Source organism: Paraburkholderia silviterrae, assembly GCF_004353915.1.
GTDB lineage: Bacteria > Pseudomonadota > Gammaproteobacteria > Burkholderiales > Burkholderiaceae > Paraburkholderia > Paraburkholderia silviterrae.
In genome coordinates this window covers 398,088-419,358 of the sequence record NZ_SMRP01000002.1, presented here as the reverse complement: position 1 = coordinate 419,358, position 21,271 = coordinate 398,088, and the positions used below count along the sequence as shown (strand labels likewise).

General features: G+C 65.4%; 22 protein-coding genes. 10 read left to right on the top strand and 12 right to left on the bottom strand.

Annotated elements, in window-relative coordinates; all coding sequences use genetic code 11:
• Nucleotides 1-218: 218 nt before the first annotated feature.
• The 4 genes from gcl to lysM all read left to right on the top strand — a co-directional run bounded on the left by gcl (nucleotide 219) and on the right by lysM (nucleotide 5,002).
• A complete protein-coding gene (gene gcl / locus EYW47_RS06100; protein WP_133193962.1) occupies nucleotides 219-2,003 on the top strand; it encodes a glyoxylate carboligase in 1,785 nt (594 codons plus the stop codon).
• A 119-nt stretch (nucleotides 2,004-2,122) separates the two neighbouring features.
• Nucleotides 2,123-2,920 carry a hydroxypyruvate isomerase gene (gene hyi / locus EYW47_RS06095; protein ID WP_133193961.1) on the top strand — a complete coding sequence of 266 codons (798 nt, stop codon included), beginning with the start codon at nucleotides 2,123-2,125 and terminating at the stop codon, nucleotides 2,918-2,920.
• Between the two features lie 93 nt (nucleotides 2,921-3,013).
• Nucleotides 3,014-3,931: a 2-hydroxy-3-oxopropionate reductase gene (locus EYW47_RS06090; RefSeq protein ID WP_276322934.1), complete on the top strand. Its 918-nt coding sequence runs from the start codon at nucleotides 3,014-3,016 to the stop codon at nucleotides 3,929-3,931.
• 570 nt (nucleotides 3,932-4,501) lie between these two features.
• Nucleotides 4,502-5,002: a peptidoglycan-binding protein LysM gene (lysM, locus tag EYW47_RS06085; RefSeq protein WP_133193959.1), complete on the top strand. Its 501-nt coding sequence runs from the start codon at nucleotides 4,502-4,504 to the stop codon at nucleotides 5,000-5,002.
• Nucleotides 5,003-5,160: 158 nt separating this feature from the next.
• On the opposite strand, the gene EYW47_RS06080 is transcribed toward lysM, so the two are convergent.
• From EYW47_RS06080 to EYW47_RS06055, 6 genes are all read right to left on the bottom strand, one after another.
• Complete coding sequence (locus EYW47_RS06080) at nucleotides 5,161-6,204, bottom strand: asparaginase (protein WP_133193958.1); 1,044 nt, start codon at nucleotides 6,202-6,204, stop codon at nucleotides 5,161-5,163.
• Nucleotides 6,205-6,417: 213 nt separating this feature from the next.
• Nucleotides 6,418-7,344: a CysB family HTH-type transcriptional regulator gene (locus EYW47_RS06075; protein ID WP_133193957.1), complete on the bottom strand. Its 927-nt coding sequence runs from the start codon at nucleotides 7,342-7,344 to the stop codon at nucleotides 6,418-6,420.
• A gap of 126 nt (nucleotides 7,345-7,470) precedes the next feature.
• Nucleotides 7,471-8,526: a sulfate/molybdate ABC transporter ATP-binding protein gene (locus EYW47_RS06070; RefSeq protein ID WP_133193956.1), complete on the bottom strand. Its 1,056-nt coding sequence runs from the start codon at nucleotides 8,524-8,526 to the stop codon at nucleotides 7,471-7,473.
• A gap of 2 nt (nucleotides 8,527-8,528) precedes the next feature.
• Nucleotides 8,529-9,518, bottom strand: a complete 990-nt coding sequence (cysW, locus tag EYW47_RS06065) for a sulfate ABC transporter permease subunit CysW (protein WP_133193955.1) — start codon at nucleotides 9,516-9,518, stop codon at nucleotides 8,529-8,531.
• The gene (gene cysT, locus EYW47_RS06060) at nucleotides 9,515-10,432 is read right to left on the bottom strand and encodes a sulfate ABC transporter permease subunit CysT (RefSeq protein WP_133193954.1); all 918 of its coding nucleotides are present in this window, start codon (nucleotides 10,430-10,432) and stop codon (nucleotides 9,515-9,517) included. Before cysT ends, cysW begins: the two co-directional genes overlap by 4 nt.
• A gap of 182 nt (nucleotides 10,433-10,614) precedes the next feature.
• Nucleotides 10,615-11,658 carry a sulfate ABC transporter substrate-binding protein gene (locus tag EYW47_RS06055; protein WP_133193953.1) on the bottom strand — a complete coding sequence of 348 codons (1,044 nt, stop codon included), beginning with the start codon at nucleotides 11,656-11,658 and terminating at the stop codon, nucleotides 10,615-10,617.
• A 294-nt stretch (nucleotides 11,659-11,952) separates the two neighbouring features.
• Between EYW47_RS06055 and lexA the strand changes: the two genes are divergently transcribed.
• The 3 genes from lexA (at nucleotide 11,953) to EYW47_RS06040 (ending at nucleotide 13,832) form a co-directional block, all read left to right on the top strand.
• Nucleotides 11,953-12,603 carry a transcriptional repressor LexA gene (gene lexA / locus EYW47_RS06050; protein WP_028216772.1) on the top strand — a complete coding sequence of 217 codons (651 nt, stop codon included), beginning with the start codon at nucleotides 11,953-11,955 and terminating at the stop codon, nucleotides 12,601-12,603.
• 21 nt (nucleotides 12,604-12,624) lie between these two features.
• Nucleotides 12,625-12,999, top strand: coding sequence for a hypothetical protein (locus EYW47_RS06045; protein WP_133193952.1), 375 nt, complete (start codon nucleotides 12,625-12,627; stop codon nucleotides 12,997-12,999).
• 107 nt (nucleotides 13,000-13,106) lie between these two features.
• The gene (locus EYW47_RS06040) at nucleotides 13,107-13,832 is read left to right on the top strand and encodes a DUF2939 domain-containing protein (RefSeq protein WP_133193951.1); all 726 of its coding nucleotides are present in this window, start codon (nucleotides 13,107-13,109) and stop codon (nucleotides 13,830-13,832) included.
• 153 nt (nucleotides 13,833-13,985) lie between these two features.
• Here the strand turns inward: EYW47_RS06040 and EYW47_RS06035 are convergent, their stop codons facing one another.
• Entirely contained in the window at nucleotides 13,986-14,456 is a 471-nt protein-coding gene (locus tag EYW47_RS06035) for a universal stress protein (protein ID WP_028216770.1), read from the bottom strand.
• Nucleotides 14,457-14,748: 292 nt separating this feature from the next.
• Here EYW47_RS06035 and nodI point away from each other — a divergent pair, with 292 nt between their 5' ends.
• Nucleotides 14,749-15,657: a nodulation factor ABC transporter ATP-binding protein NodI gene (gene nodI / locus EYW47_RS06030; RefSeq protein ID WP_133194222.1), complete on the top strand. Its 909-nt coding sequence runs from the start codon at nucleotides 14,749-14,751 to the stop codon at nucleotides 15,655-15,657.
• Nucleotides 15,658-15,718: 61 nt separating this feature from the next.
• Nucleotides 15,719-16,555, top strand: a complete 837-nt coding sequence (locus tag EYW47_RS06025; RefSeq protein WP_133193950.1) for an ABC transporter permease — start codon at nucleotides 15,719-15,721, stop codon at nucleotides 16,553-16,555.
• A 157-nt stretch (nucleotides 16,556-16,712) separates the two neighbouring features.
• Here EYW47_RS06025 and EYW47_RS06020 read toward each other — a convergent pair whose 3' ends face one another.
• The 4 genes from EYW47_RS06020 to EYW47_RS06005 all read right to left on the bottom strand — a co-directional run bounded on the left by EYW47_RS06020 (nucleotide 16,713) and on the right by EYW47_RS06005 (nucleotide 20,129).
• On the bottom strand, nucleotides 16,713-17,135 hold the full coding sequence (locus tag EYW47_RS06020; protein ID WP_028216767.1) for a hypothetical protein: 423 nt from the start codon (nucleotides 17,133-17,135) through the stop codon (nucleotides 16,713-16,715).
• Nucleotides 17,136-17,247: 112 nt separating this feature from the next.
• Nucleotides 17,248-18,318, bottom strand: coding sequence for a permease (locus EYW47_RS06015; protein ID WP_133193949.1), 1,071 nt, complete (start codon nucleotides 18,316-18,318; stop codon nucleotides 17,248-17,250).
• Between the two features lie 132 nt (nucleotides 18,319-18,450).
• Nucleotides 18,451-19,503 (bottom strand): NADP(H)-dependent aldo-keto reductase, encoded by a 1,053-nt coding sequence (locus EYW47_RS06010; RefSeq protein WP_133193948.1) that lies wholly within the window; start codon nucleotides 19,501-19,503, stop codon nucleotides 18,451-18,453.
• A gap of 296 nt (nucleotides 19,504-19,799) precedes the next feature.
• Nucleotides 19,800-20,129: an RcnB family protein gene (locus EYW47_RS06005; protein ID WP_133193947.1), complete on the bottom strand. Its 330-nt coding sequence runs from the start codon at nucleotides 20,127-20,129 to the stop codon at nucleotides 19,800-19,802.
• 197 nt (nucleotides 20,130-20,326) lie between these two features.
• Between EYW47_RS06005 and EYW47_RS06000 the strand changes: the two genes are divergently transcribed.
• Complete coding sequence (locus EYW47_RS06000; protein ID WP_133193946.1) at nucleotides 20,327-20,569, top strand: hypothetical protein; 243 nt, start codon at nucleotides 20,327-20,329, stop codon at nucleotides 20,567-20,569.
• Nucleotides 20,570-20,688: 119 nt separating this feature from the next.
• Here EYW47_RS06000 and EYW47_RS05995 read toward each other — a convergent pair whose 3' ends face one another.
• On the bottom strand, nucleotides 20,689-20,964 hold the full coding sequence (locus tag EYW47_RS05995; RefSeq protein WP_133193945.1) for a hypothetical protein: 276 nt from the start codon (nucleotides 20,962-20,964) through the stop codon (nucleotides 20,689-20,691).
• Between the last annotated feature and the right edge of the window lie 307 nt (nucleotides 20,965-21,271).

Below are 21,271 nucleotides of genomic sequence, written 5' to 3'. Positions count from 1 at the left end.
CTGCGACGCCATGCCGCGCACCGAAGGCGCCGGCGCACGGCCTGCCTGCGGGAGCTGGCGCCCGAAAGCGCCGCCCCACGGCATTCCATACTTTTTGTTTCGGAATAAACGACCCGGACTGATCTTATCAAACCTTTCCTGCGAGCCTACAGTGGCCATCAAACGCTGTATCCAATGCGTAGCCATTTCAGCCATTTGCCATATTCAGGAGACTTTTCATGGCCAAGATGAGAGCCATCGACGCAGCCGTGCTGGTGCTCGAGAAAGAAGGTATCGATACCGCGTTCGGCGTGCCCGGCGCAGCAATCAACCCGCTGTATTCGGCGCTCAAGAAGGCCGGCGGCATCACCCACGTGCTCGCACGCCACGTCGAAGGCGCCTCGCACATGGCTGAAGGCTACACGCGTGCCGCACCCGGCAACATCGGCGTGTGTATCGGCACCTCGGGCCCCGCGGGCACCGACATGATCACGGGTCTGTACTCCGCTTCCGCCGACTCGATTCCTATCCTCGCGATCACGGGCCAGGCCCCGCGTGCGCGTCTGTACAAGGAAGACTTCCAGGCCGTCGACATCGAGTCGATCGCCAAGCCCGTCACGAAGTGGGCCGTGACCGTGCGCGAGCCGGCGCTCGTGCCGCGCGTGTTCCAGCAGGCTTTCCACCTGATGCGCTCGGGCCGCCCGGGCCCGGTGCTGGTCGACCTGCCGATCGACGTGCAGCTCGCCGAAATCGAATTCGACATCGACACCTACGAGCCGCTGCCGGTCTACAAGCCGCACGCCACGCGCAAGCAGATCGAAGCCGCGCTGGAACTGCTCAACGCAAGCGAGAAGCCGCTGATCGTCTCGGGCGGCGGCGTGCTCAACGCTGCAGCTGAAGACCTGCTCGTGCAGTTCGCCGAAATCGTGGGCGTGCCCGTGATCCCGACGCTCATGTCGTGGGGCGCCATCCCCGACGACCACCCGCTCATGGCGGGCATGGTCGGCCTGCAAACCTCGCACCGCTACGGCAACGCGACGATGCTCGCCTCGGACTTCGTGCTCGGCATCGGCAACCGCTGGGCGAACCGCCACACGGGCAGCGTCGAGGTCTACACGAAGGGCCGCAAGTTCGTGCACGTCGACATCGAGCCCACGCAGATCGGCCGCGTGTTCGGCCCGGATCTGGGCATCGTGTCGGACGCGAAGGCAGCGCTCGAGCTGTTCGTCGAAGTCGCGCAGGAATGGAAGGCCGCAGGCAAGCTCAAGGATCGCAGTGCGTGGGTGACCGATTGCCAGGAACGCAAGCGCACCATGCTGCGCAAGACGCACTTCGAGAACACGCCGATCAAGCCGCAGCGCGTGTACGAAGAGATGAACAAGGTGTTCGGCCGCGATACGTGCTTCGTGAGCACGATCGGCCTCTCGCAGATCGCAGGCGCCCAGTTCCTGCACGTCTACAAGGCGCGCAACTGGATCAACTGCGGCCAGGCAGGCCCGCTCGGCTGGACGATTCCGGCAGCGCTGGGTGTGCGCGCAGCCGATCCGTCGCGCCCCATCGTGGCGCTCTCGGGCGACTACGACTTCCAGTTCATGATCGAAGAGCTGGCCGCCGGCGCGCAGTTCAAGCTGCCCTACGTGCACGTGCTCGTGAACAACTCGTACCTCGGCCTGATCCGCCAGGCACAGCGCGCGTTCGACATGGACTACTGTGTCCAGCTCGGCTTCGAGAACATCAACGCGCCTGAGCTGAACGGCTATGGCGTCGATCACGTCACCGTGGTCGAAGGTCTCGGCTGCAAGGCGCTGCGCGTGTTCAAGCCCGAAGAGATCGAGCCGGCGCTCAAGCAAGCGCAGGCAATGGCTGCGCAGTACAGCGTGCCGGTGGTCGTCGAAGTGATTCTCGAGCGTGTGACCAACATTTCGATGGGCACCGAGATCGACGCGATCAACGAGTTCGAAGAGCTCGCCGAGAAGCACGAGGATGCGCCGACGGCCATCAGCGCCCTCAATGCACTCGACTAAGCAGAGCGCATTGAACTGAGCAACGCCCTCGTGCGTGCTCAAAGCAGGCGGCGCGCCCCGTACCGGCGCGTCGCCTGCCTGATTTCCTTTTTACTGACCGACCCGCGAGACCCAGCACCATGCCAAAATTCGCAGCGAATCTCACCATGCTGTTCAACGAAGTGCCGTTCCTCGACCGCTTTGCCGCGGCAGCCGAGGCGGGCTTCGATGCCGTCGAATTCCTGTTCCCGTATCCGTACAAAGCCGCGGAGCTGGCCGAGCGCCTCGCCGCGCACAACCTCAAGCTCGTGCTGCACAACCTGCCCGCCGGCAACTGGGAAGGCGGCGAGCGCGGTATCGCCTGCCTGCCCGATCGCAAGGGCGAGTTCAAGGAAGGCGTCGGACGCGCAATCGAATACGCCAAGGCACTGAACGTGCCGCAACTGAACTGCCTCGTGGGTATTCCGACGGCCGGCGTCGAGCGCGACACGGCGCTCGCGACCATCGTCGAGAACCTGGGCTACGCCGCTGGCGAGCTCAAGCGCGAAGGCATCCGCCTGCTCGTCGAGCCGTGCAATTCGTACGACATCCCGGGCTTTGCGCTGAACCGTTCGGCCGAAGCGCTCGACGTGATCGCGCAAACGGGCTCGGACAACGTGTTCCTGCAGTACGACATCTATCACATGCAACGGATGGAAGGCGAGCTCGCCGCGACGATCAAGAAGCACTTCGCGAAGATCGCCCACATCCAGCTCGCCGACAACCCGGGCCGCAACGAGCCGGGCACGGGCGAAATCAACTACCCCTTCCTGTTCGATCTGCTCGACACGCTCGGCTACGAGGGCTACATCGGCTGCGAATACAAGCCGCGCACGACGACCGTCGAGGGCTTGAGCTGGCTGCGCAGCGCGCAGCGGCGCGCGGCGGAACTCGCCTGATCAGTCCGCATCGTCAGCCTTGACCGCTGCTCGCGTGACGCGCCCGCTGCACTGGGTGCGCGCCGGGTCGCGTCGACCCACACATCGAACCGCATTCGACTCAACGGAGACATAGAGATGGCAAAGATTGGTTTTATCGGCCTCGGCATCATGGGCTCGCACATGGCGCGCAACCTGCTCAAGGGCGGCCACTCGCTCGTCGTGAACGGCAAGTTCCCGGTGCCTGAAGACCTGCAAAAGCAGACCACCGTGGTCGCCGACTCGACGGCCGTGGCGCAGGCTTCGGACATCGTCATCCTGATGGTGCCGGACACCCCCGACGTGCAGAAGGTCCTGTTCGCCGATGACGGCGTCGCGAAGGGCCTCTCGGCCGGCAAGCTCGTGATCGACATGAGCTCGATCTCGCCGATCGAAACGCAAGAGTTCGCCAAGCAGATCAACGCGCTCGGCTGCGACTACCTCGACGCACCGGTCTCGGGCGGCGAAGTGGGCGCGCGCGAAGCGACGCTCACGATCATGGTCGGCGGCCCGGAGAAGTCGTTCGAAATCGCCAAGCCGCTGTTCGAGCTGATGGGCAAGAACATTTCGCTGATCGGCGAGAACGGCGCGGGGCAAACCACCAAGGTCGCGAACCAGATCATCGTCGCGCTGAACATCGAAGCCGTGGCCGAAGCCCTGCTGTTCGCCGCACGCTCGGGTGCCGATCCGGAGCGCGTTCGCCGCGCACTGATGGGCGGCTTCGCTTCGTCGCGCATTCTCGAAGTGCACGGCGAGCGCATGACCAAGCGCACGTTCGACCCGGGCTTCCGTATCGAGCTGCACCAGAAGGACCTGAACCTCGCGATCGACGGCGCACGCAAGCTGGGCATCGCCCTGCCGCACACCGCAAGCGCGCAGCAGCTCTTCAGCGTGTGCGCCGCGAACGGCGGCAAGGCATGGGACCACTCGGCGATGATCCGCGCACTCGAGATCATGGCGAACTTCGAGATCACCGAAGGCAAGAAGTCGTAAGTCCTGGCGGCTTGATCGCCTGCTGAGCTCATCTTTGAGCCCAGTGATGGAGTTGAGGCGTTGCGCGCGGGCTTCGCGCGCAACGCTTCTCGAAAGAATGCTTCTACAGCGGTAGATCACACAAAAATTCAGGCTGGCGCGCACGCGCGCGACGGCCACAAGTGGGGCGCTTCGTGGTGGCGGCAACCGCCGCGGAGCAAATCGGGGCCGCTCTGGGCTGAGGGCGGCCAGTGGGGTCCGAAAGCGGCACTCGGTGACGACGGGGAAGCCTTGGTCGGTCAGACGTTGTCTCCGGGTGTCCGCCTGTCGGATCGCGGCACCCTGTCAGCCTTCGCGCACTCAGCGCACAGCAGCACCCTCCTCCACATCACACCCACCCCTGCTCTCGCGCAATGCATGCCGCGGAGTTCCCCTTCTTTTCACACTCTTTAACGCTGCGGCGCTGGACGTCTTCGTGCCCGCGTTTCTAGAATCATGCTTTCATTCGTCTGTCATGTAGACGGTGCAAGGTGGACCCGCTACCCGATGCGTGGCTACGCAACCAATCCCAGCACGTGAGGAGTGTGATCGATGGGCATTATCAACTTCATCAAGGAAGCCGGCGAGAAGCTGTTCGGCGCCGCGGCCGCACCGGCCCAGGCGGCCGAAACCGCAGCCGCACCGGCCGCGAATCTCGCCGACCTGAACCAGAAGGCCGGCGATGCGATCGCCGCCTACATCCGCGCGCAGGGCCTGAACGCCGACAACCTCGGCGTGACCTATGACGGCGTCTCGCACACGGTCACGGTGAGCGGCAATGCGGCCGACCAGGCAACGAAGGAAAAGATTCTCGTGGCCGCCGGCAATGTCCAGAACGTGGACAAGGTCGACGACCAGATGACCGTGACGAATCCGGCGCCGCAAGCGCAGCACCACACCGTGGTCGCGGGCGACAACCTCTGGAAGATCGCCGAGAAGTACTACGGCAGTGGCGCGAAGAACGACGTCATCTTCCAGGCGAACACGCCGATGCTCAAGAGCCCGGACAAGATCTATCCGGGCCAGGTGCTCGTGATTCCGCCGCTGCAATAAGGCGTGCGATATCGCGTGCAATAAAGCGCGCGCACTATCGCGCGCAACTGGAAACAAAACGGGCCTTGGCGGTGCAATCCGCAAGGCCCGTTTGCATTTCTCTTCGCGTGGACGGCGAGGCGCATGTAAGCGCGAGCGATCCGCACGCTCAGTACGACTCAGTACGTATCGAACACCCGCTGCAACGCGGCCTTCTCGCTCGTGCCCGCAGCAAGCGCGAGCATCAACAACACGCGCGCCTTATAGGGGCTCAACGTGCCCGCCGAAACGAAGCCGAGCGCATCATCCTTCGCCGCGCCGTTGTGCATCACGTGACCCGAGCCCACGCGCGACGCGCGCACCACAGCGATGCCCCGCGCCGCCGCTTCAACGAGCGCCTGCTGCAGCGTGGCGTGAATCGAGCCGTTACCGGTGCCCGCCACGACGATGCCGCGCACGCCCGCACTCACGAGTGCATCCACAGCAATGCGCGATACGCCTGCATAGCTCGTAACGATCTCGACGTGCGGCCATTGCGCGTCTGCCGTGAACGGCGCATCCACGGTATGGGGGCGCAGCGCGCGCCGCTGGAACTCCACCCGGCCATCCTGCACCCAGCCCAGCGCGCCGATCTCGGGCGACTGGAACGCGTCCACCGCGTAGGTGCTGATCTTGGTAACGTCGCGCGCGCAATGGATGCGGTTGTTGAACGCCACCAGCACGCCCTGCCCCATTGCCTCGCCGCTCGCCGCCAGCGTCACCGCGTTGAGCAGGTTCAGCGGGCCATCCGCGGAAAGCGCCGAGGCGGGCCGCATGGCTGCGGTCAGGATCACGGGCTTGGCGCTCTTCACCGTGAGATGCAGCAGATAGGCGGTTTCTTCGAGCGTATCGGTGCCGTGCGTGATCACGACGGCGTCGATGTCGTCGCCGGCGAGCAGCGCGTTCACGCGCTGCGCGAGCGTGCTCCAGAGCGCGAACGACATGTCCTTGCTGTCGACGCTCGCCACCTGCTCGGCGTGGATCTGCGCAACCGTGTCGAGGCCAGGCACGGCCGCAAGCAACTGCGCCACGCCGATCACACCGGCCTGATAGCCGGCGGTATTGGCTGCGTCGGGGGCAGAGCCCGCGATGGTGCCGCCGGTGGCAAGCACGGCAACGCGCGGCAGCGCCTTGGCGCCGGCTGCGGTTTGGGATGGGGTGGGAGCAGTGGTGGGCGTATTCATGGCGCCGATTTTAAGCGATCCGCGCGGCACCCCGACATAGACAGAAGCCCCACGAAAGACCGGGCCAGACGCCGATGGCGGAATCCGGACGGAATCGGGCCCAAGCCCGGCGCGAGCACGTCCGAAGCCCGGCCCGAGCCCGTTCAAAGCCCGTTCAAAGCCCGTCCAAAGCTCATCCAAAGCCCGTCCAAAGCCCGGCCAGGCTCGCGCCGCTCAGGCCGGCTCGCGCAACTGGCTCGCGATCTGCTGCTCCGTGAGCTGGGGCGCAAACATTTCAATGAGCTTGTAGGCGTATTGGCGCAGGAAGGCGCCCTTGCGCAGGCCAACGCGCGTCGTGCTGGCCTCGAACAGATGTTGCGTGTCGAGCGCGACGAGCTCGCTGTCGCGCTTCGGGTCGTAGGCCATCGCCGCCACCACGCCCACACCCATGCCCAGCTCGACGTAGGTCTTGATCACGTCCGCGTCGATGGCGGTCAGCACCACGTCCGGCACGGTGCCGGCCTTCGCGAACGCCTGGTCGATATGCGAGCGGCCCGTGAAATCCTGATCGTAAGTGATGATCGGATATTCGGCGATCTCCTCGAGCGTGAGGTTCTCGCGGCCCACGAGCGGATGCGCCTTCGGCACGACCACCACGTGATGCCACGAATAGCACGGGAACGTCACGATATCGGGGAAACGGTCGAGCGCTTCGGTCGAGATGCCGATGTCGGCCTCGCCATTGATGATCATCTGCGCGATCTGCTGCGGATTGCCCTGGCGCAGCGCGAGATGCACCTTCGGAAACACTTCGCGGAACTGATGCACGACCTTGGGCAGTGCGTAGCGCGCCTGCGTGTGCGTCGTGGCCACCACGAGGTGGCCGCTGTCCTGGTCGGCGAACTGGCGCGCCACGCGGCGCAGGTTCTCGGCGTCGAGCAGCATGCGCTCGATCAGCTGATGCACGGCCTTGCCCGGCTCCGTGAGGCCCGTGAGGCGCTTGCCGCGGCGAATGAAGATGTCGACGCCGAGCTCGTCCTCCAGATCCTTGATCTGCTTCGAGACGCCCGACTGCGACGTGTAGAGCACGTTTGCCACTTCGGTCAGGTTCATGTTCTGCCGCACGGCTTCGCGCACGAAACGCAACTGCTGAAAATTCATGTTCTTCTCTCCGGAACTGCCGACCGATTATTCGTTATTCGTTGATCCGCTGTGCGACGGCGCATGGGCTGCGCCCCTTGTCGCAAGACGCATTCTGACGATTATCACATCGCTCTCATTGGGCGATCAGGCGGGAAACACGCGCAGCCCGCGCGGCACCGCCGTCACGCCGTCGCCGACCGAAAGGCTCAGCGTGCGCCACGTCTCGCGGTCGAGCTGCGCCTCGAGCGCGCCGCCCGTGCGGCTTTCCAGTTCCACGCGCACGGCGCCGGCCAGTGTCACCACACGGCGAACGTCCACGACGATGCCGTCGCGATGCGCATCGGCCTCGCGGTGCAGCACGAGATCGTGCGGCCGCACATAGGCGAGTGCGGGGCCTTCGAAGCCGGCCTGGACCGCGATAGGCTGCGCCGCGCCGTCGGCCACGAAGCCGTGCGCATCGACGCGGCCACGCAGACGGTTCGCCGCGCCCAGGAACTCGTAGACGAACGCCGATTGTGGGTGATCGTACACGTCCTGGGGGCTGCCCACCTGCTCCACATGCCCATGATTCATCACGACGATGCGGTCGGCCACTTCGAGCGCCTCTTCCTGGTCGTGCGTGACGAAGATCGTCGAGATGTGCAGGTCGTCGTGCAGGCGCCGCAGCCAGCTGCGCAGCTCCTTGCGCACCTTGGCGTCGAGCGCGCCGAACGGCTCGTCGAGCAGCAGCACTTTTGGCTCCACCGCCAGTGCGCGCGCGAGCGCGATGCGCTGGCGCTGGCCGCCCGAAAGCTCGGACGGATAGCGCTGCGCGAGCCAGTCGAGCTGCACGAGCTTGAGTAGCTCATGCACTTTCTCGCGGATCTGCGCTTCGGAGGGACGCTCGTTGCGCGGCTTCACGCGCAGCCCGAAGGCCACGTTCTCGAACACGGTCATATGGCGAAACAGCGCGTAATGCTGGAACACGAAGCCCACCTGGCGCTCGCGCGCGCCCACCGTGCCCACGTCCTGGCCTTGAAGCACGACCTGGCCTTCATCGGCGTATTCGAGACCCGCGATCACGCGCAGCAGCGTGGTCTTGCCGCAACCGGAAGGCCCGAGCAAAGCCACCAGCTCCCCTGCCGGGAAATCGAGCGAAACATTGTCGAGTGCCGTGAAGTCGCCGAAGCGCTTTTGCAGATTGCGAACGATGATGCCCATCTTTACAGCTCTCCCTGTTCAAGCGCCTGGCGCAGGACGCCGGCGTGCTGTGCGTGTTGTGCGTTGCCGGTGCCCGGCGCACCCAGCGGTCCCGCGAAGGCCGGCACGTCAGCCGCATCGCGCAATTCGGCGGACAAGTGGCGCTCGGCCAGCAGCTTCAGACCGAGCGTGACGAGCGCGAGCAACGCGAGCAGCGAGGCCACGGCGAACGCGGCCGCGAAGTTGTATTCGTTGTAGAGGATCTCGACGTGCAGCGGCATGGTGTCGGTCTGGCCGCGAATGTGGCCCGACACCACCGAGACCGCGCCAAACTCGCCCATCGCGCGCGCATTGCAGAGAATCACGCCGTACAGCAGGCCCCAGCGGATATTGGGCAGCGTCACGCGCCGGAACATCTGCCAGCCCGACGCGCCCAGCACGTGCGCCGCTTCTTCCTCGTCGTTGCCTTGGGCCTGCATCAGCGGGATCAGCTCGCGCGCGACGAACGGGAACGTCACGAAGATCGTCGCGAGCACGATGCCCGGCACCGCGAAGATGATCTGCACGTCGTGGTCGGCGAGCCAGGGACCGAGCCAGCCCTGCGCGCCGAACAGCAGCACGTAGATGAGCCCTGAAATCACGGGCGAAACCGAAAACGGCAGGTCGATCAAGGTCGTGAGCAGCGCCTTGCCGCGGAACTCGAACTTGGCGATCGCCCACGACGCGGCGAGACCGAACGCCAGATTGAGCGGCACGGCAATCGCTGCGGTGATCAGCGTGAGCTTGATTGCGGCGAGCGCGTCGGTGTCGGCGAGCGATTCGAAATAAAAGCCGATGCCCTTGCTCAAGGCCTGCCAGAACACCGCGACGAGCGGCACCACCAGAAACAGCGCGAGAAACGCGAGCGCGATGCCGGTGAGGAGCCAGCGCACCCACAGCGCTTCGGTAACGGGATCTGGACGACGGGCCACGCCCGCTCGGCGCGCGCCCTTTTGACGGACTGCAGTGCTCATTGCGCACCTCCTGCGGTGGCTGACGCATTCGCCGCAATCGTCGCATTCGGCACGTTCCGCGCGCCTGCCGACGACGCCCCGCGGCTCGTGCGCCGCTGCAGATACCACTGCAGCGTATTGATGAAGAGCAGCATGACGAACGACACGCACAGCATCACCACCGCGAGCGCCGTTGCGCCCGCGTAGTCGTATTGCTCGAGCTTCGTGATGATGAGCAGCGAAGTGATTTCCGACTTCATCGGCACATTGCCGGCGATGAAGATGACCGAGCCGTACTCGCCCAACGCGCGCGCGAACGCGAGCGCAAAGCCCGTGAGCAGCGCGGGCAGCGCGGCCGGCAGCACCACGCGGCGAAACGTCAGCCAGCGCGACGCGCCCAGGCACGCGGCGGCCTCCTCCTGCTCGCGCTCGAACTCCTCGAGCACGGGCTGCACCGTGCGCACGACGAACGGCAAGCCGATGAAGGTCAGCGCCACGAGCACACCGAGCGGCGTGAACGCGATCTTGATGCCTAGCGGCTGGAGGTACTGCCCGATCCAGCCGTTGCCCGCATACACGGCGGCTAGCGAGATGCCCGCCACCGAAGTCGGCAGTGCGAACGGCAGATCGACGAGCGCATCGATCACGCGCTTGAACGGAAACGTGTAGCGGACCAGCACCCACGCGAGCAAAAATCCGAACACCGCGTTGATGAGCGCGCCGCCGAGCGCGGAGAAAAACGTGAGGCGGTAAGACGCGATCACGCGCGGCGACGCCACGGCGCGCACGAACTGCGCCCAGTCGAGCGTCGCGGTCTTCAGGAACGTGGCCGCCAGCGGAATGAGCACCACGAGGCTCAGATACGCCACCGTGATGCCGAGCGTCACGCCGAATCCCGGCAGCGCGCCTGGCCTCTGTAATCGAAACGTCGTCATGCTCTATCTCTTCACATGGGTTGCGCGGGGACACCCTCGTTGCGTGCGGCGCATGGGGCGTCCCGCGTCGAAAAGCGCGCCTCGTCGGGCGCGCCTTGTTGTCGTCGTCTGCGTTGCTTGCCGCAGCCGCTTGTTCGAGCCGCGTTTTGCAGCCGCTCATTGCAGCCGCGTTTTGCAGCCAATTACTGCGGTTGATAAATCGAATCGAACACGCCGCCATCGGCGAAATGCGTTTTCTGGGCGTTGGTCCAGCCGCCGAAGGTGTCGTCGACCGTGTAGAGCTTGAGCTTCGGAAACTTCGCCGTGAGCGCTGCGGGCACCTTGTCCGAGCGCGGACGATAGAAGTTCTTCGCAGCAATCTCCTGGCCTTCTTCGCTATAGAGGAACTGGAGGTACGCCTGCGCCACCTTGCGCGTGCCGCGCTTGTCCACGACCTTGTCGACCACGGCAACCGGCGGCTCCGCCAGGATGCTCGCTGAAGGCACCACGATCTCGAACTTCTCCGGCCCGAACTCCTTGAGCGAGAGGAATGCCTCGTTTTCCCAGGCGATCAGCACGTCGCCGATGTCGCGCTGCACGAAGCTCGTGGTCGCGCCGCGCGCGCCCGAGTCGAGCACGCCGGCGTTCTTGTAGAGCTTCGTGACGAATTCCTTCGCCTTCTGCTCGTTGCCGCCGGGCTGATGCAGCGCATAGGACCAGGCCGCGAGGTAGTTCCAGCGCGCTCCGCCCGAAGTCTTCGGATTGGGCGTGACGATCGAGACGCCAGGCTTCACTAGATCGTCCCAGTCCTTGATGTGCTTCGGATTGCCCTTGCGCACGAGAAACACGATGGTCGAGGTGTAGGGCGACGCATTGTCGGGCAGGCGCTTTTGCCAGTCCCTCTCGATCAGCCCCTTGTTGGCGAGCGCGTCGATGTCCCAGGCGAGCGCGAGCGTCACGACGTCGGCCTGCAGCCCGTCGAGCACCGAGCGCGCCTGCGCGCCCGAGCCGCCGTGCGACTGCTTGATGGTGAGCGTCTCGCCCGTCTTGGCCTTCCACTCCTTGATGAAGGCCGCATTGATGTCCTGATACAACTCACGCGTGGGATCGTAGGAGACGTTGAGCAGCGACGTGTCCGCATGAGCGGCCGGCGCCAGCGCTGCCATGCCCAGAAGCGGCGCCACGCCAATCACCAGTTTCGCCGCCAGCGTCCTGACCCATGCGCGCCCCGTAGTGCCTTGTTTCATCTGCTTTTTCTCCGTGTCGTCGTGCGTTTTCGTTTGTCGTGCAGCAATCGATGGAGGCCAGTCTAGCGATTGGCTTACATTATTAAAAATGATGTTTTCTCATTTTTTAATACGCAAAAGTGGTAAGGACGGAGGAATCGGGCGTTCGAGCGCGTTTTCGTCTGCGATTTCGTCGGGATGAGCGCAGGAAAGCGCCGCCGCGGCGCCATCCCGATCACAAACCTCAAGTAACACTTGAAAAGCGGCGAGTACTGTATAAAAATACAGTCACCTGTTCAAACATACAGTGGCGCCATGACCAAACTCACCGCACGACAGCAGCAGGTTTTCGATCTGATCCGCCGCGCGATCGAGCGCACGGGCTTTCCGCCCACGCGCGCCGAAATCGCCGCCGAACTGGGCTTCAGCTCGGCCAACTCGGCGGAGGAACACCTGCGGGCGCTGGCGCGCAAGGGCGTGATCGAGCTGGCTGCGGGCGCTTCGCGCGGCATTCGCCTGCTGCCCGGCCCGGACGACCTGCCGCACCAATTCACGCTGCCGCACGCGAGCATCATGCAGCTCTCGCTGCCGCTCGTTGGCCGCGTCGCGGCGGGCAGCCCGATCCTCGCGCAAGAGCACATTTCGCAGAACTACACCTGCGACCCGGCGCTCTTCTCGAGCCGGCCCGACTATCTGCTGAAGGTGCGCGGCCTGTCCATGCGCGACGCGGGCATCCTCGACGGCGACCTGCTCGCCGTGCAGAAAAAGAGCGAAGCGAAAGACGGCCAGATCATCGTTGCGCGCCTGGGCGACGACGTGACCGTGAAGCGCCTGAAGCGGCAGCCCAACGGCATCGAGCTGATTGCCGAGAACCCCGACTACGAGAACATCTTCGTGGCGGTCGGCAGCGCCGACTTCGCACTCGAAGGCATTGCCGTCGGTCTGATCCGCCCCACCGAATTCTGATAATTCCGCCTGGAGAGAGTCATGGAACGCCTTGCCCGCCTGTTGCCCTTTCGTCAATTCGGCCGTCTGCGTCATCTGCGCGGGATTGCCTCGTGCGCAATGCGTGAGGCGCGCGCCTCCGCGGCCGCGCTGGGCCGCCAGGTCAATGGTTCGCTCTTCGAGAACATGGAGCGCGAAGATGCAGCCCCCGCGCTGCCTTCGGCGCAACCGGCCTTCGCGCGCGTCTCGCTCAACAGCACGCTGAATGCGGAACAGCCGGGCCGCCGCGCGCCGGTGCGCGTCTATCATGGCCAGTCGCGGCTCATCATGGTGGGCACGATGGAGGCGGTCTGCAGCGCCATCGACCGCTGCATCGCGGAACAGCAAGCCGACCTGCCCTCCGCGCTGGCGAAGTAATCGCGCCGCAGTCGCCCCGCAGTCGCTCAGTAATCGACACGCCAGGGATCGTTTTTGATTGCGCGCGGTCAACACCCTGTTTGCCTATTTCAGGGTTGCCCTACTCAATGACCGACATCCAAACGAATCCCCGCAAATCGGCTAGCTGGAAGAAGCCCGTCGCAATCGCCGTCGCGGCGGTTGCGATCGTGGCTGCGGCAGGCTACGGCTATGCGTCGCCTTACATCGCCCTGAATCATCTCAAGGCAGCCGCCGACGCGCGCGACGCCACCGCTCTGGACGAGTACGTCGATTACCCGGCGCTACGCGTGAGCCTGAAGCAACAGATCGGCGAGATGCTGCAACAGCGTATCGAGGCAGCGCATGCCAGCAACCCGCTGCAGCTCTTTGGCGCGGTGATCGGCAGCGTGCTGATTGGCCCGCTCGTGGACGCATATGTCACACCCGACGGCGTCGCCGCGCTGCTCAGCGGCATGCCGCCGACTGGCAAGCCAGGCGAGCGGCCCGCGCCTGCGCAACCGTCCGGGGCACCGCCATCGTCGCAAGCGGGCGAATCCACGCCGGGCGAGTCCACGCCGGGCGAATCCACGCCTCCCGCGTCCGGCAATTCGGGCGCACAGGCGCAACCGCCACAACCGCAACCCGAGCAGTCGCGTGCGCAATCCTCGGCGGGCTATCGCGGGCTGAACACGTTTGCCGTCACCTGGCAACGCAACGCCAGGAGCGAGCGCTATGCCGCCATTCTGCAACGCCATGGACTGTTTTCGTGGAAGCTCGCCGCTGTGGAATTGAACGAGCCGGATACCGGCAACGGCGCAAACGCGTCGAATTGAGGGTACTCGCGAGAAATGGAAGGACCGCGGGAAGGACCGCGGGAAGGACTGCGGGAAGAACTGCGGCGAGCCATTCTGACCGAGGCCGCTGCCTTGGGATCGTTGTGTGGACGCCGCAACAGCGCCCACACAACGCGTAGATCGCAGCCGCGGCTAGGCGGCCGCCTGCTGCTGTTTTTCCTCGGCCGCCGAAGAACAGGCCACGAGGATGCTGCACGTCACGCGGTCGAGCAGCGGCGTATTGCCCGCGCCCATCCACCAGCGCGAAAGCCCGGTGCGGCAGCGGTGCCCCACCACCACGAGATCGACGTGCAACTCGTTGGCAAGATTTGCAATCTCGTCGATCGGATGCCCGAACGCGAAGTGGCCCTGCGCGCGCACGCCACGCTCGGTCAGCCAGTCCACGCCTTCCTGGAGAATCTCGCGCGCCGTTTCTTCGAAGCGCCCACACGCCACATCCGTGAGCAAGCCCGCGCTTTGCGCGATCGTCGAGCGCATGTCGACCACCGATAGCAAATGCGTCTCCGCGTGCAGGTCCAACGCCAGATCCGCTCCACAACGCAACGCCTTGCGGCCTTCGCGCGAGCCGTCGTAGCAAAGCAGAATCTTCTTGTAGCTCGCCATAATCACCTCTCCCTACCCGCCTGGAAACGCAGGTCACAATCGCATGATGGTGCGCCGCAATTCGACACGCAAGGGATGGAAAACGCCAGGTGTGCGTGCACGCGCATGGTGCACCGGCACTGGGTTTGCGCGAAAACGATAATTGTCGCGGCAGCCATTGACGGGGCATCGGTGCGTCGCACGCATCGCGGATGCGCTCGTGGCGCCGCCAACCGCATGCCCGGCAATGCACTAGAATAGGCCGCCTTACAACGTGCACTACGCACGCGCTTACATGAACGGCCGCTCAAACATGCCCGCCATCGAATTCGAGCAGGTGATCAAGCACTATGGAGACAGGGCGGTCGTGAACGGCCTGTCGTTCGACGTCGTTCCCGGCGAATGCTTCGGGCTCCTTGGCCCCAACGGCGCGGGCAAGACCACCACGTTGCGCATGCTGCTCGGCATCGTTTCCCCCGACGCCGGACGCATCAGCCTGTGCGGCGAACCCGTGCCCACGCGTGCGCGCCATGCGCGCGCACGCGTGGGCGTGGTGCCTCAGTTCGACAATCTCGACCCCGACTTCACCGTGCGCGAGAACCTTCTCGTGTTCGGCCGCTACTTCGGGCTGTCCGCGCGCGAAACGCGCGCGCTCGTGGCGCCGCTGCTCGAATTCGCGCGCCTCGAAAGCAAGGCCGACGCGCGCGTCGGCGAGCTCTCGGGCGGCATGCGCCGGCGTCTGACGCTGGCGCGCGCGCTCGTCAACGACCCCGACGTGCTGGTGATGGACGAACCCACCACGGGCCTCGACCCGCAGGCGCGCCATCTGATCTGGGAACGGCTGCGCTCGCTGCTCGCGCGCGGCAAGACGATCCTCCTCACGACGCATTTCATGGAGGAAGCCGAACGGCTTTGCAATCGCGTCTGCGTGATCGAGGAAGGCCGCAAGATCGCCGAGGGCGCACCGAAGGCGCTGATCGAATCGGAAATCGGCTGCGACGTGATCGAGGTCTACGGCCCGGACCCAACGGCGCTGCGCGACGAGCTCGCCCCGCTCGCCAAGCGCACCGAGATCAGCGGCGAGACGCTCTTCTGCTATGTCGACGAAGCCGCGCCCGTGCACGCGTTGCTGCGCCATCGCTCGGATTTGCGCTATCTGCACCGGCCCGCGAATCTCGAAGACGTCTTCTTGCGGCTCACGGGCCGCGAGATGCAGGACTAACCATGCGGCAACACTGAGCCTGCGACAGGGCCGACCCCGAGCGCATCCACGAACAGCCACCATGCAGACACGCACTCAATCCCCGCCGCCCACACGCCCCGCCACGTCGCCCCTGCGCGAGCCGCGGGCGGCGCTACCGTCCAACGCGACGCACTGGATCGCCGTGTGGCGACGCAATTACCTCGTCTGGCGCAAGCTCGCGATCGCATCGATGTTCGGCAATCTCGCCGATCCGATGATCTATCTGTTCGGCCTCGGCTTCGGGCTCGGGCTGATGGTGGGCCACGTCGATGGCGTCTCGTATATCGCGTTTCTGGCGGCGGGCACGGTGTCGTCGTCGGTGATGATGTCGGCGAGCTTCGAGTCGATGTACTCGGGCTTCTCCCGCATGCACGTGCAGCGCACGTGGGAAGCGATCATGCACACGCCGCTCTCGCTCGGCGACGTGGTGCTCGGCGAAGTGGTGTGGGCCGCCAGCAAGTCGGTGCTATCGGGCGCGGCCATCATGATCGTGGCGGGCCTGCTCGGCTACGCGAGCTTTCCGTCGATGCTGCTCGCCCTGCCCGTGATCGCGCTCGCGGGCCTCGCGTTCGCAAGTTGCGCGATGATCGTCACCGCGCTCGCGCCGTCCTACGACTTCTTCATGTTCTATCAGACGCTCGTGCTCACGCCGATGCTGCTGCTTTCCGGCGTGTTCTTTCCGATCGCGCAATTGCCCGCAGCGGCACAGCACGTCACGCTGATGCTGCCGCTCGCGCATGCCGTCGAGCTGATCCGCCCGGCCATGCTCGGGCGCCCGATCGAGCACGCGGGACTGCATCTCGCCGTGCTCGTGCTTTATGTGCTGGTGCCTTTCGGCGTCGCCTCGATCCTGTTCCGGCGGCGCATGATGCGCTAAGGCGCGTGGGCGTTGCCGAACGCGCGGCGCCGGGTGTCTGTGCGCGTGTGCATGCCCGACGCGCCCGAGATCCGCGCTCCGCGGCCGGCCCTCAGGCGGTCCTCATGCAGCCCTCACGCAACCTTCAGGCAACCCTCCGGCGCAATACGCAAGCCGCTCAGTCCTCGTCGTCGCCCCAGGGAATGTCGACGTCCGAAATGAACGCGACGGTGGCGAACGGCCCCCCCTCCTGTCTGCCGATCTTGCCATCGGCGCGATGCCATTCGACGCGAAACAGCGTCCCCTGCGACTGGGCAAGCAGGCGGATCGTGCGGATCTCCTCGGGGTCCGAGTCTTCAACGGGGCCGTCGAGCGAGATCAGCAACTGCTGCGGCCAGAGGCCGTCTGCGGGATCGTAGATGCGGTCGCCGTCGGGGATCGACGTGTGCGCCTCGACGCCGATGGTCGCCGATGCCTCGACGATCATCTTGCCGAGCGCGCGCAAGACCGCCGTCGCGCGAGCGGAGTTGGCCTGACGGATGGCGAGATCGCCGCGCGTGAGGGCCTGTTCGAGTTTCGGATTCGTTTTTTGCTTTGCCATGGCGGTTCCTGGGCCGGAGCCCTTTTCTGTGCGGATGGCCAGCCAGCAAGCCAGCCTTCCGCCGTTGATGCATAAGCCTTATCTTAGGGCTCGTTCGCGCTAACGACAGGCCCTAGAACCCCAGCGTGAGCGCCGCGAGCCCCGCCACGACGCCGAACGCCACGACCACCGCGCCCACCAGCGCCAGCGTGCGCACGCGGAACGACCCGGCCAGCATCGCGAACGACGGCACGCTCACGGGCGGCAGCGTCAGCAGCAGCGCGCCGGCCGGCCCCACACCCATGCCGAGCGCGAGCATCGCCTGAATGATCGGCACCTCGCCGGCGGTCGGGATCACGAACAGCATGCCGGCCACCGCGAAAGCGACGATCCAGCCGAGACTGCTGGTGACCTCGGGCCCGATGTGGGGAAACAGCCACGCACGCGCCGCGCCCAGCAACAGCACGAGCACGATGTATTCCGGCACGAGGCGCACCGCCATGCGTACGAAAAGCCGCAGCCAGCGCGCGAACACGTTGCCAGCTTCGGCCTGCTCCTGCGCGAACATCGCGAGCCGCGAGTCGGCGGCAAGCGCCTCCTCCTGCGTCACCAGCCGGTTCGCGAGCCAGCCGAGGCCGAACACCATCAACAGACCCAGCACGAGGCGCAGCGCGCTCCACTGCCAGCCCAGCACGAAGCCCATGAACACGAGCGTCGCGGGGTTGAGAACCGAGTTGCCGAGCCAAAAGGCGATCGCCCCGCCCGGCGACGCATTGCGCGCCCGCAGCCCCGCCACCACGGGCGCCGCGCAGCACGTGCACATCATGCCAGGCACCGCGAGCAGGCCGCCCGCCGCCACGCTGCCGAAGCCGTGGCGTCCGAGCACGCGCGCGATCCACTGCGCCGGCAGCAGCGCCTGGACGCCCGAGCCGAGCAGCAGGCCCAGCACCATCGCTTGCCAGATCGCCTTGCCATAGGCCAAGGCATAGTCGAGCGCGGCGCCCAGGGAAGGCTCGGGCGCGCTCGCCTCACCGCCCATCAGGATGGATTTGCCGATCGAATGCGTTGCCTCGGCCGTGAATGCGCGGTGGTAATACGGGAACCACTTCACATAGAACAGACCGGCAACGGCCAGCAAAATAAAAAGGGGCCAGCCCCATGAGGGCGGCGATTGGGGTGGTTGCGCGTCGCGTGCGCTCGTCATTGTTGTGATACTCCGCTAAGGGGCTCGGGTCGGATGATTCGGGTCGAGCGGGTCAAGCAAGGCGCGCGTCCAGTGGACTGGACGGCGCGCGCCGCATGATGCCAGCACGCGCAACGCTTGATCAAGCCAAATTCACGGCGCGGGATTGGGCTGCTCTTCGTGCAGCACGTCGATCTGCGCGAGCACTTCGGGCGAGAGCCTGACATCGACGCTGCCGATATTCTCCTTCAACTGCGTCACCGAAGTCGCGCCGATCAGGTTGCTCGTCACGAACGGGCGGCTGTTGACGAACGCGAGCGCGAATTGCGCAGGCGTTAGCCCCAGCTCCCTCGCGAGCGCCACATAGCGCGACGTGGCCGCCACCGCCTGCGGCTTGCTATAGCGCTGAAAGCGCTCGAACAGGGTGATGCGCGCGCCCTCGGGCCGCGCGCCGCCCTCGTACTTGCCCGAGAGCCAGCCGAACGCGAGCGGCGAATACGCCAGCAGGCCAATGCCGTCGCGATGCGAGAATTCGGACAGCCCGCTTTCGAAGGTGCGATTGAGAAGGCTATACGGATTCTGAATGCTGACGATGCGCGGCAGACCCAGCTTTTCGGCGGCGCGCAGGAATTGCGCGACGCCCCAGGGCGTCTCGTTCGACACGCCGATATGGCGCACCTTGCCCGCCTTCACGAAATCCGCCAGCACAGCGAGCGTCTCCTCGATCGGCACCGTATAAGCATCGTCGATCCACGGATAAGCGTTGCGGCCGAAGGTCATCGTGCTGCGATCGGGCCAGTGCAACTGATAGAGATCGACGTAATCGGTCTGCAGGCGCTTGAGGCTGCCGTCGAGCGCCTCGGTCAGGTTCTTGCGGTCGAACTGATTGCCCGCGCCGCGGATATGACGCGGATTGTGCGGCTGACGCGCCGGGCCCGTCATCTTGGTCGCGAGCACGATGCTGTCGCGCGCGCCGCGATGCTGCGCGAGCCACGTGCCAATGAAGCGTTCGGTCTGCCCTTGCGTTTCAGGGCGCGGCGGCACCGGATACATTTCCGCGGCATCGATGAGCGTGACGCCGCGATCGAGCGCGTAATCGATCTGCTCGTGCGCTTCGCGCTCGGTGTTCTGCTCGCCCCAAGTCATCGTGCCGAGGCCGATCAGGCTCACCTTGACGTCCGTGTCGCCGAGAGTGCGGTATTCCATCGAAGCGTTTTCCATCGTCTGGTTGGAGGGAACGGCGAAACTATCACGCCGGCCGATTTTTTTCAGGCGCCGGACCATCCGTCCGGCCCGCGCGAGGCCCCCGCATGGGCGCGGCAACACGCGTGGTGGCAGCACAGCTACCGTGCGGTTGCCGGGTCGGCACGCAAAAAAGGCCGAACGCGGCTCAGCCGGCCCGGCCCTGCGATCGACAGGCTGCGCGGCACGCGGCAACTCAGGCCACAGCGGCTCCAGCCGCCACACCATTGACCGCGCGCATGTCGCCTTCTCAGGTGGTGTTACGGCCCGACGCGCTCCACGGTCCAGTTCGAATTGCGCACCAGATAGTACTGACCGCCCACGCCGACCCAGTGATAGCCGCGCGGCGGCGGCTTCAGGTGATACTCACGCCAGTCTTCGACTACGTATTGACGATCGCGGAACTCGGGCGCGACCCGGTCGCCCTTGTGCCACTGCGGTGCGGGCATATCGGGCGGCGGATGATCGGGCGGCGGCCCGCCGTGGTATTCGTTCGGCCCCGGACGGGGCGGCTGCTGAGCGAAGGAATACGCCGACACGAGCACGCCCGGGAGCGCCAGCGCGGCAAGAAGCAACACACGTTTCTTCATTGTTCACCTCCGGGTTGGCCAGCAACGGTCTAGCGTTGCAAATGCGCGCCGCGGCACGCGCGAAGCACACCCTCGCAGGTCATGTTAGTACAGCGTACGGGACGGCCGGTTCGAATGCGGCCGTGCCATGCGCAGCGCACGGCGCCGGGCGCGCCAGTCGTGCCAGAATCGGCAGGAACGCGAGAGGAGAAAGGGGCATGGAAAATCGACGCAGCTACAACTACATGGGATTCGACATGACCGCGGGCGTGGATGGCGACCATGCGGCCGGCTACTTCGTTTCGACCCAGGCGATCCACAGCCTCACCGACAACACGCACGCCAACGTGCCCATCGACGGCGTAGCCGCCGGGCGCTTTCCCACCCAGGACAACGCATTCGATGCCGCATTCGACCGCATCCGCGAGGCGATCGACCAGCGCGTGCGCGCCGCGCCCTGAGCGAGACCGGCACCACCCATCGCCGGCTGTGCGAGCGCACAAACAAAACGCCGGGGTCCTGAGGACACCCGGCGTTCGGGCCGCCCGGCTGACGGGCGGCGCTTCAGACAGCGAAAGGCTTACTGGCCGAAGAACACTTGCTGCGCGCGCGGCGTCTGCGCGGTGCGGGTGCCCGACTGCGTCGCCACACCCGTCACACCGCCGTACGACGAATCGACGCCTTGCTGCTGGGCGCGTTCGGCGGTGACGGTCTGGACGCTCTGGCCTTGCTGCGAAGCCGGTGCGCCAACGTCCGGACGGTAGAACGGTGCCGGGCCATAGCCGCTCGCGAAGGCGGGAGCGGCGATAGAAGCGGAAGCTGCGACCAGCAGCGCTGCGATCAGTTTGGTCTTCATGGTGGGCTCCAAGATCAGGTTCAGTTGCGGTTCGGGGATGGCGCCGCGCCTGGGAGGTCATTGCCCACGAGCTGCGTCAATGAGACCTAGTGTATACACCTACTATTGAAAAATAATCGCGATAATCCGAATTTACTATTCCAGCGCCGGAAACAATCGCGTCTGCCAGTCCTGGCGTGCCTGAGCGACGAACAGACCCTAAAAGGACGTCCCAAAATTTCTTGCGCGGAGCACCAAACAAACCAGGGATTACATAACCCGTGAAGGGTCTTTCGCGCTTTAGGGCACGCTGGAAGCGCTTCCCGCA

Coding starts and splice junctions, on each gene's coding strand:
- EYW47_RS06025 (WP_133193950.1), top strand. CDS start 15,719: ATGCAGACACGCACTCAATCCCCGCCGCCCACACGCCCCGCCACGTCG.
- EYW47_RS06020 (WP_028216767.1), bottom strand. CDS start 17,135: ATGGCAAAGCAAAAAACGAATCCGAAACTCGAACAGGCCCTCACGCGC.
- hyi (WP_133193961.1), top strand. CDS start 2,123: ATGCCAAAATTCGCAGCGAATCTCACCATGCTGTTCAACGAAGTGCCG.
- cysW (WP_133193955.1), bottom strand. CDS start 9,518: ATGAGCACTGCAGTCCGTCAAAAGGGCGCGCGCCGAGCGGGCGTGGCC.
- EYW47_RS06040 (WP_133193951.1), top strand. CDS start 13,107: ATGACCGACATCCAAACGAATCCCCGCAAATCGGCTAGCTGGAAGAAG.
- EYW47_RS06080 (WP_133193958.1), bottom strand. CDS start 6,204: ATGAATACGCCCACCACTGCTCCCACCCCATCCCAAACCGCAGCCGGC.
- EYW47_RS06015 (WP_133193949.1), bottom strand. CDS start 18,318: ATGACGAGCGCACGCGACGCGCAACCACCCCAATCGCCGCCCTCATGG.
- lexA (WP_028216772.1), top strand. CDS start 11,953: ATGACCAAACTCACCGCACGACAGCAGCAGGTTTTCGATCTGATCCGC.
- EYW47_RS05995 (WP_133193945.1), bottom strand. CDS start 20,964: ATGAAGACCAAACTGATCGCAGCGCTGCTGGTCGCAGCTTCCGCTTCT.
- EYW47_RS06075 (WP_133193957.1), bottom strand. CDS start 7,344: ATGAATTTTCAGCAGTTGCGTTTCGTGCGCGAAGCCGTGCGGCAGAAC.
- EYW47_RS06035 (WP_028216770.1), bottom strand. CDS start 14,456: ATGGCGAGCTACAAGAAGATTCTGCTTTGCTACGACGGCTCGCGCGAA.
- EYW47_RS06010 (WP_133193948.1), bottom strand. CDS start 19,503: ATGGAATACCGCACTCTCGGCGACACGGACGTCAAGGTGAGCCTGATC.
- nodI (WP_133194222.1), top strand. CDS start 14,749: ATGCCCGCCATCGAATTCGAGCAGGTGATCAAGCACTATGGAGACAGG.
- EYW47_RS06070 (WP_133193956.1), bottom strand. CDS start 8,526: ATGGGCATCATCGTTCGCAATCTGCAAAAGCGCTTCGGCGACTTCACG.
- EYW47_RS06055 (WP_133193953.1), bottom strand. CDS start 11,658: ATGAAACAAGGCACTACGGGGCGCGCATGGGTCAGGACGCTGGCGGCG.
- EYW47_RS06045 (WP_133193952.1), top strand. CDS start 12,625: ATGGAACGCCTTGCCCGCCTGTTGCCCTTTCGTCAATTCGGCCGTCTG.
- gcl (WP_133193962.1), top strand. CDS start 219: ATGGCCAAGATGAGAGCCATCGACGCAGCCGTGCTGGTGCTCGAGAAA.
- EYW47_RS06000 (WP_133193946.1), top strand. CDS start 20,327: ATGGAAAATCGACGCAGCTACAACTACATGGGATTCGACATGACCGCG.
- EYW47_RS06005 (WP_133193947.1), bottom strand. CDS start 20,129: ATGAAGAAACGTGTGTTGCTTCTTGCCGCGCTGGCGCTCCCGGGCGTG.
- cysT (WP_133193954.1), bottom strand. CDS start 10,432: ATGACGACGTTTCGATTACAGAGGCCAGGCGCGCTGCCGGGATTCGGC.
- lysM (WP_133193959.1), top strand. CDS start 4,502: ATGGGCATTATCAACTTCATCAAGGAAGCCGGCGAGAAGCTGTTCGGC.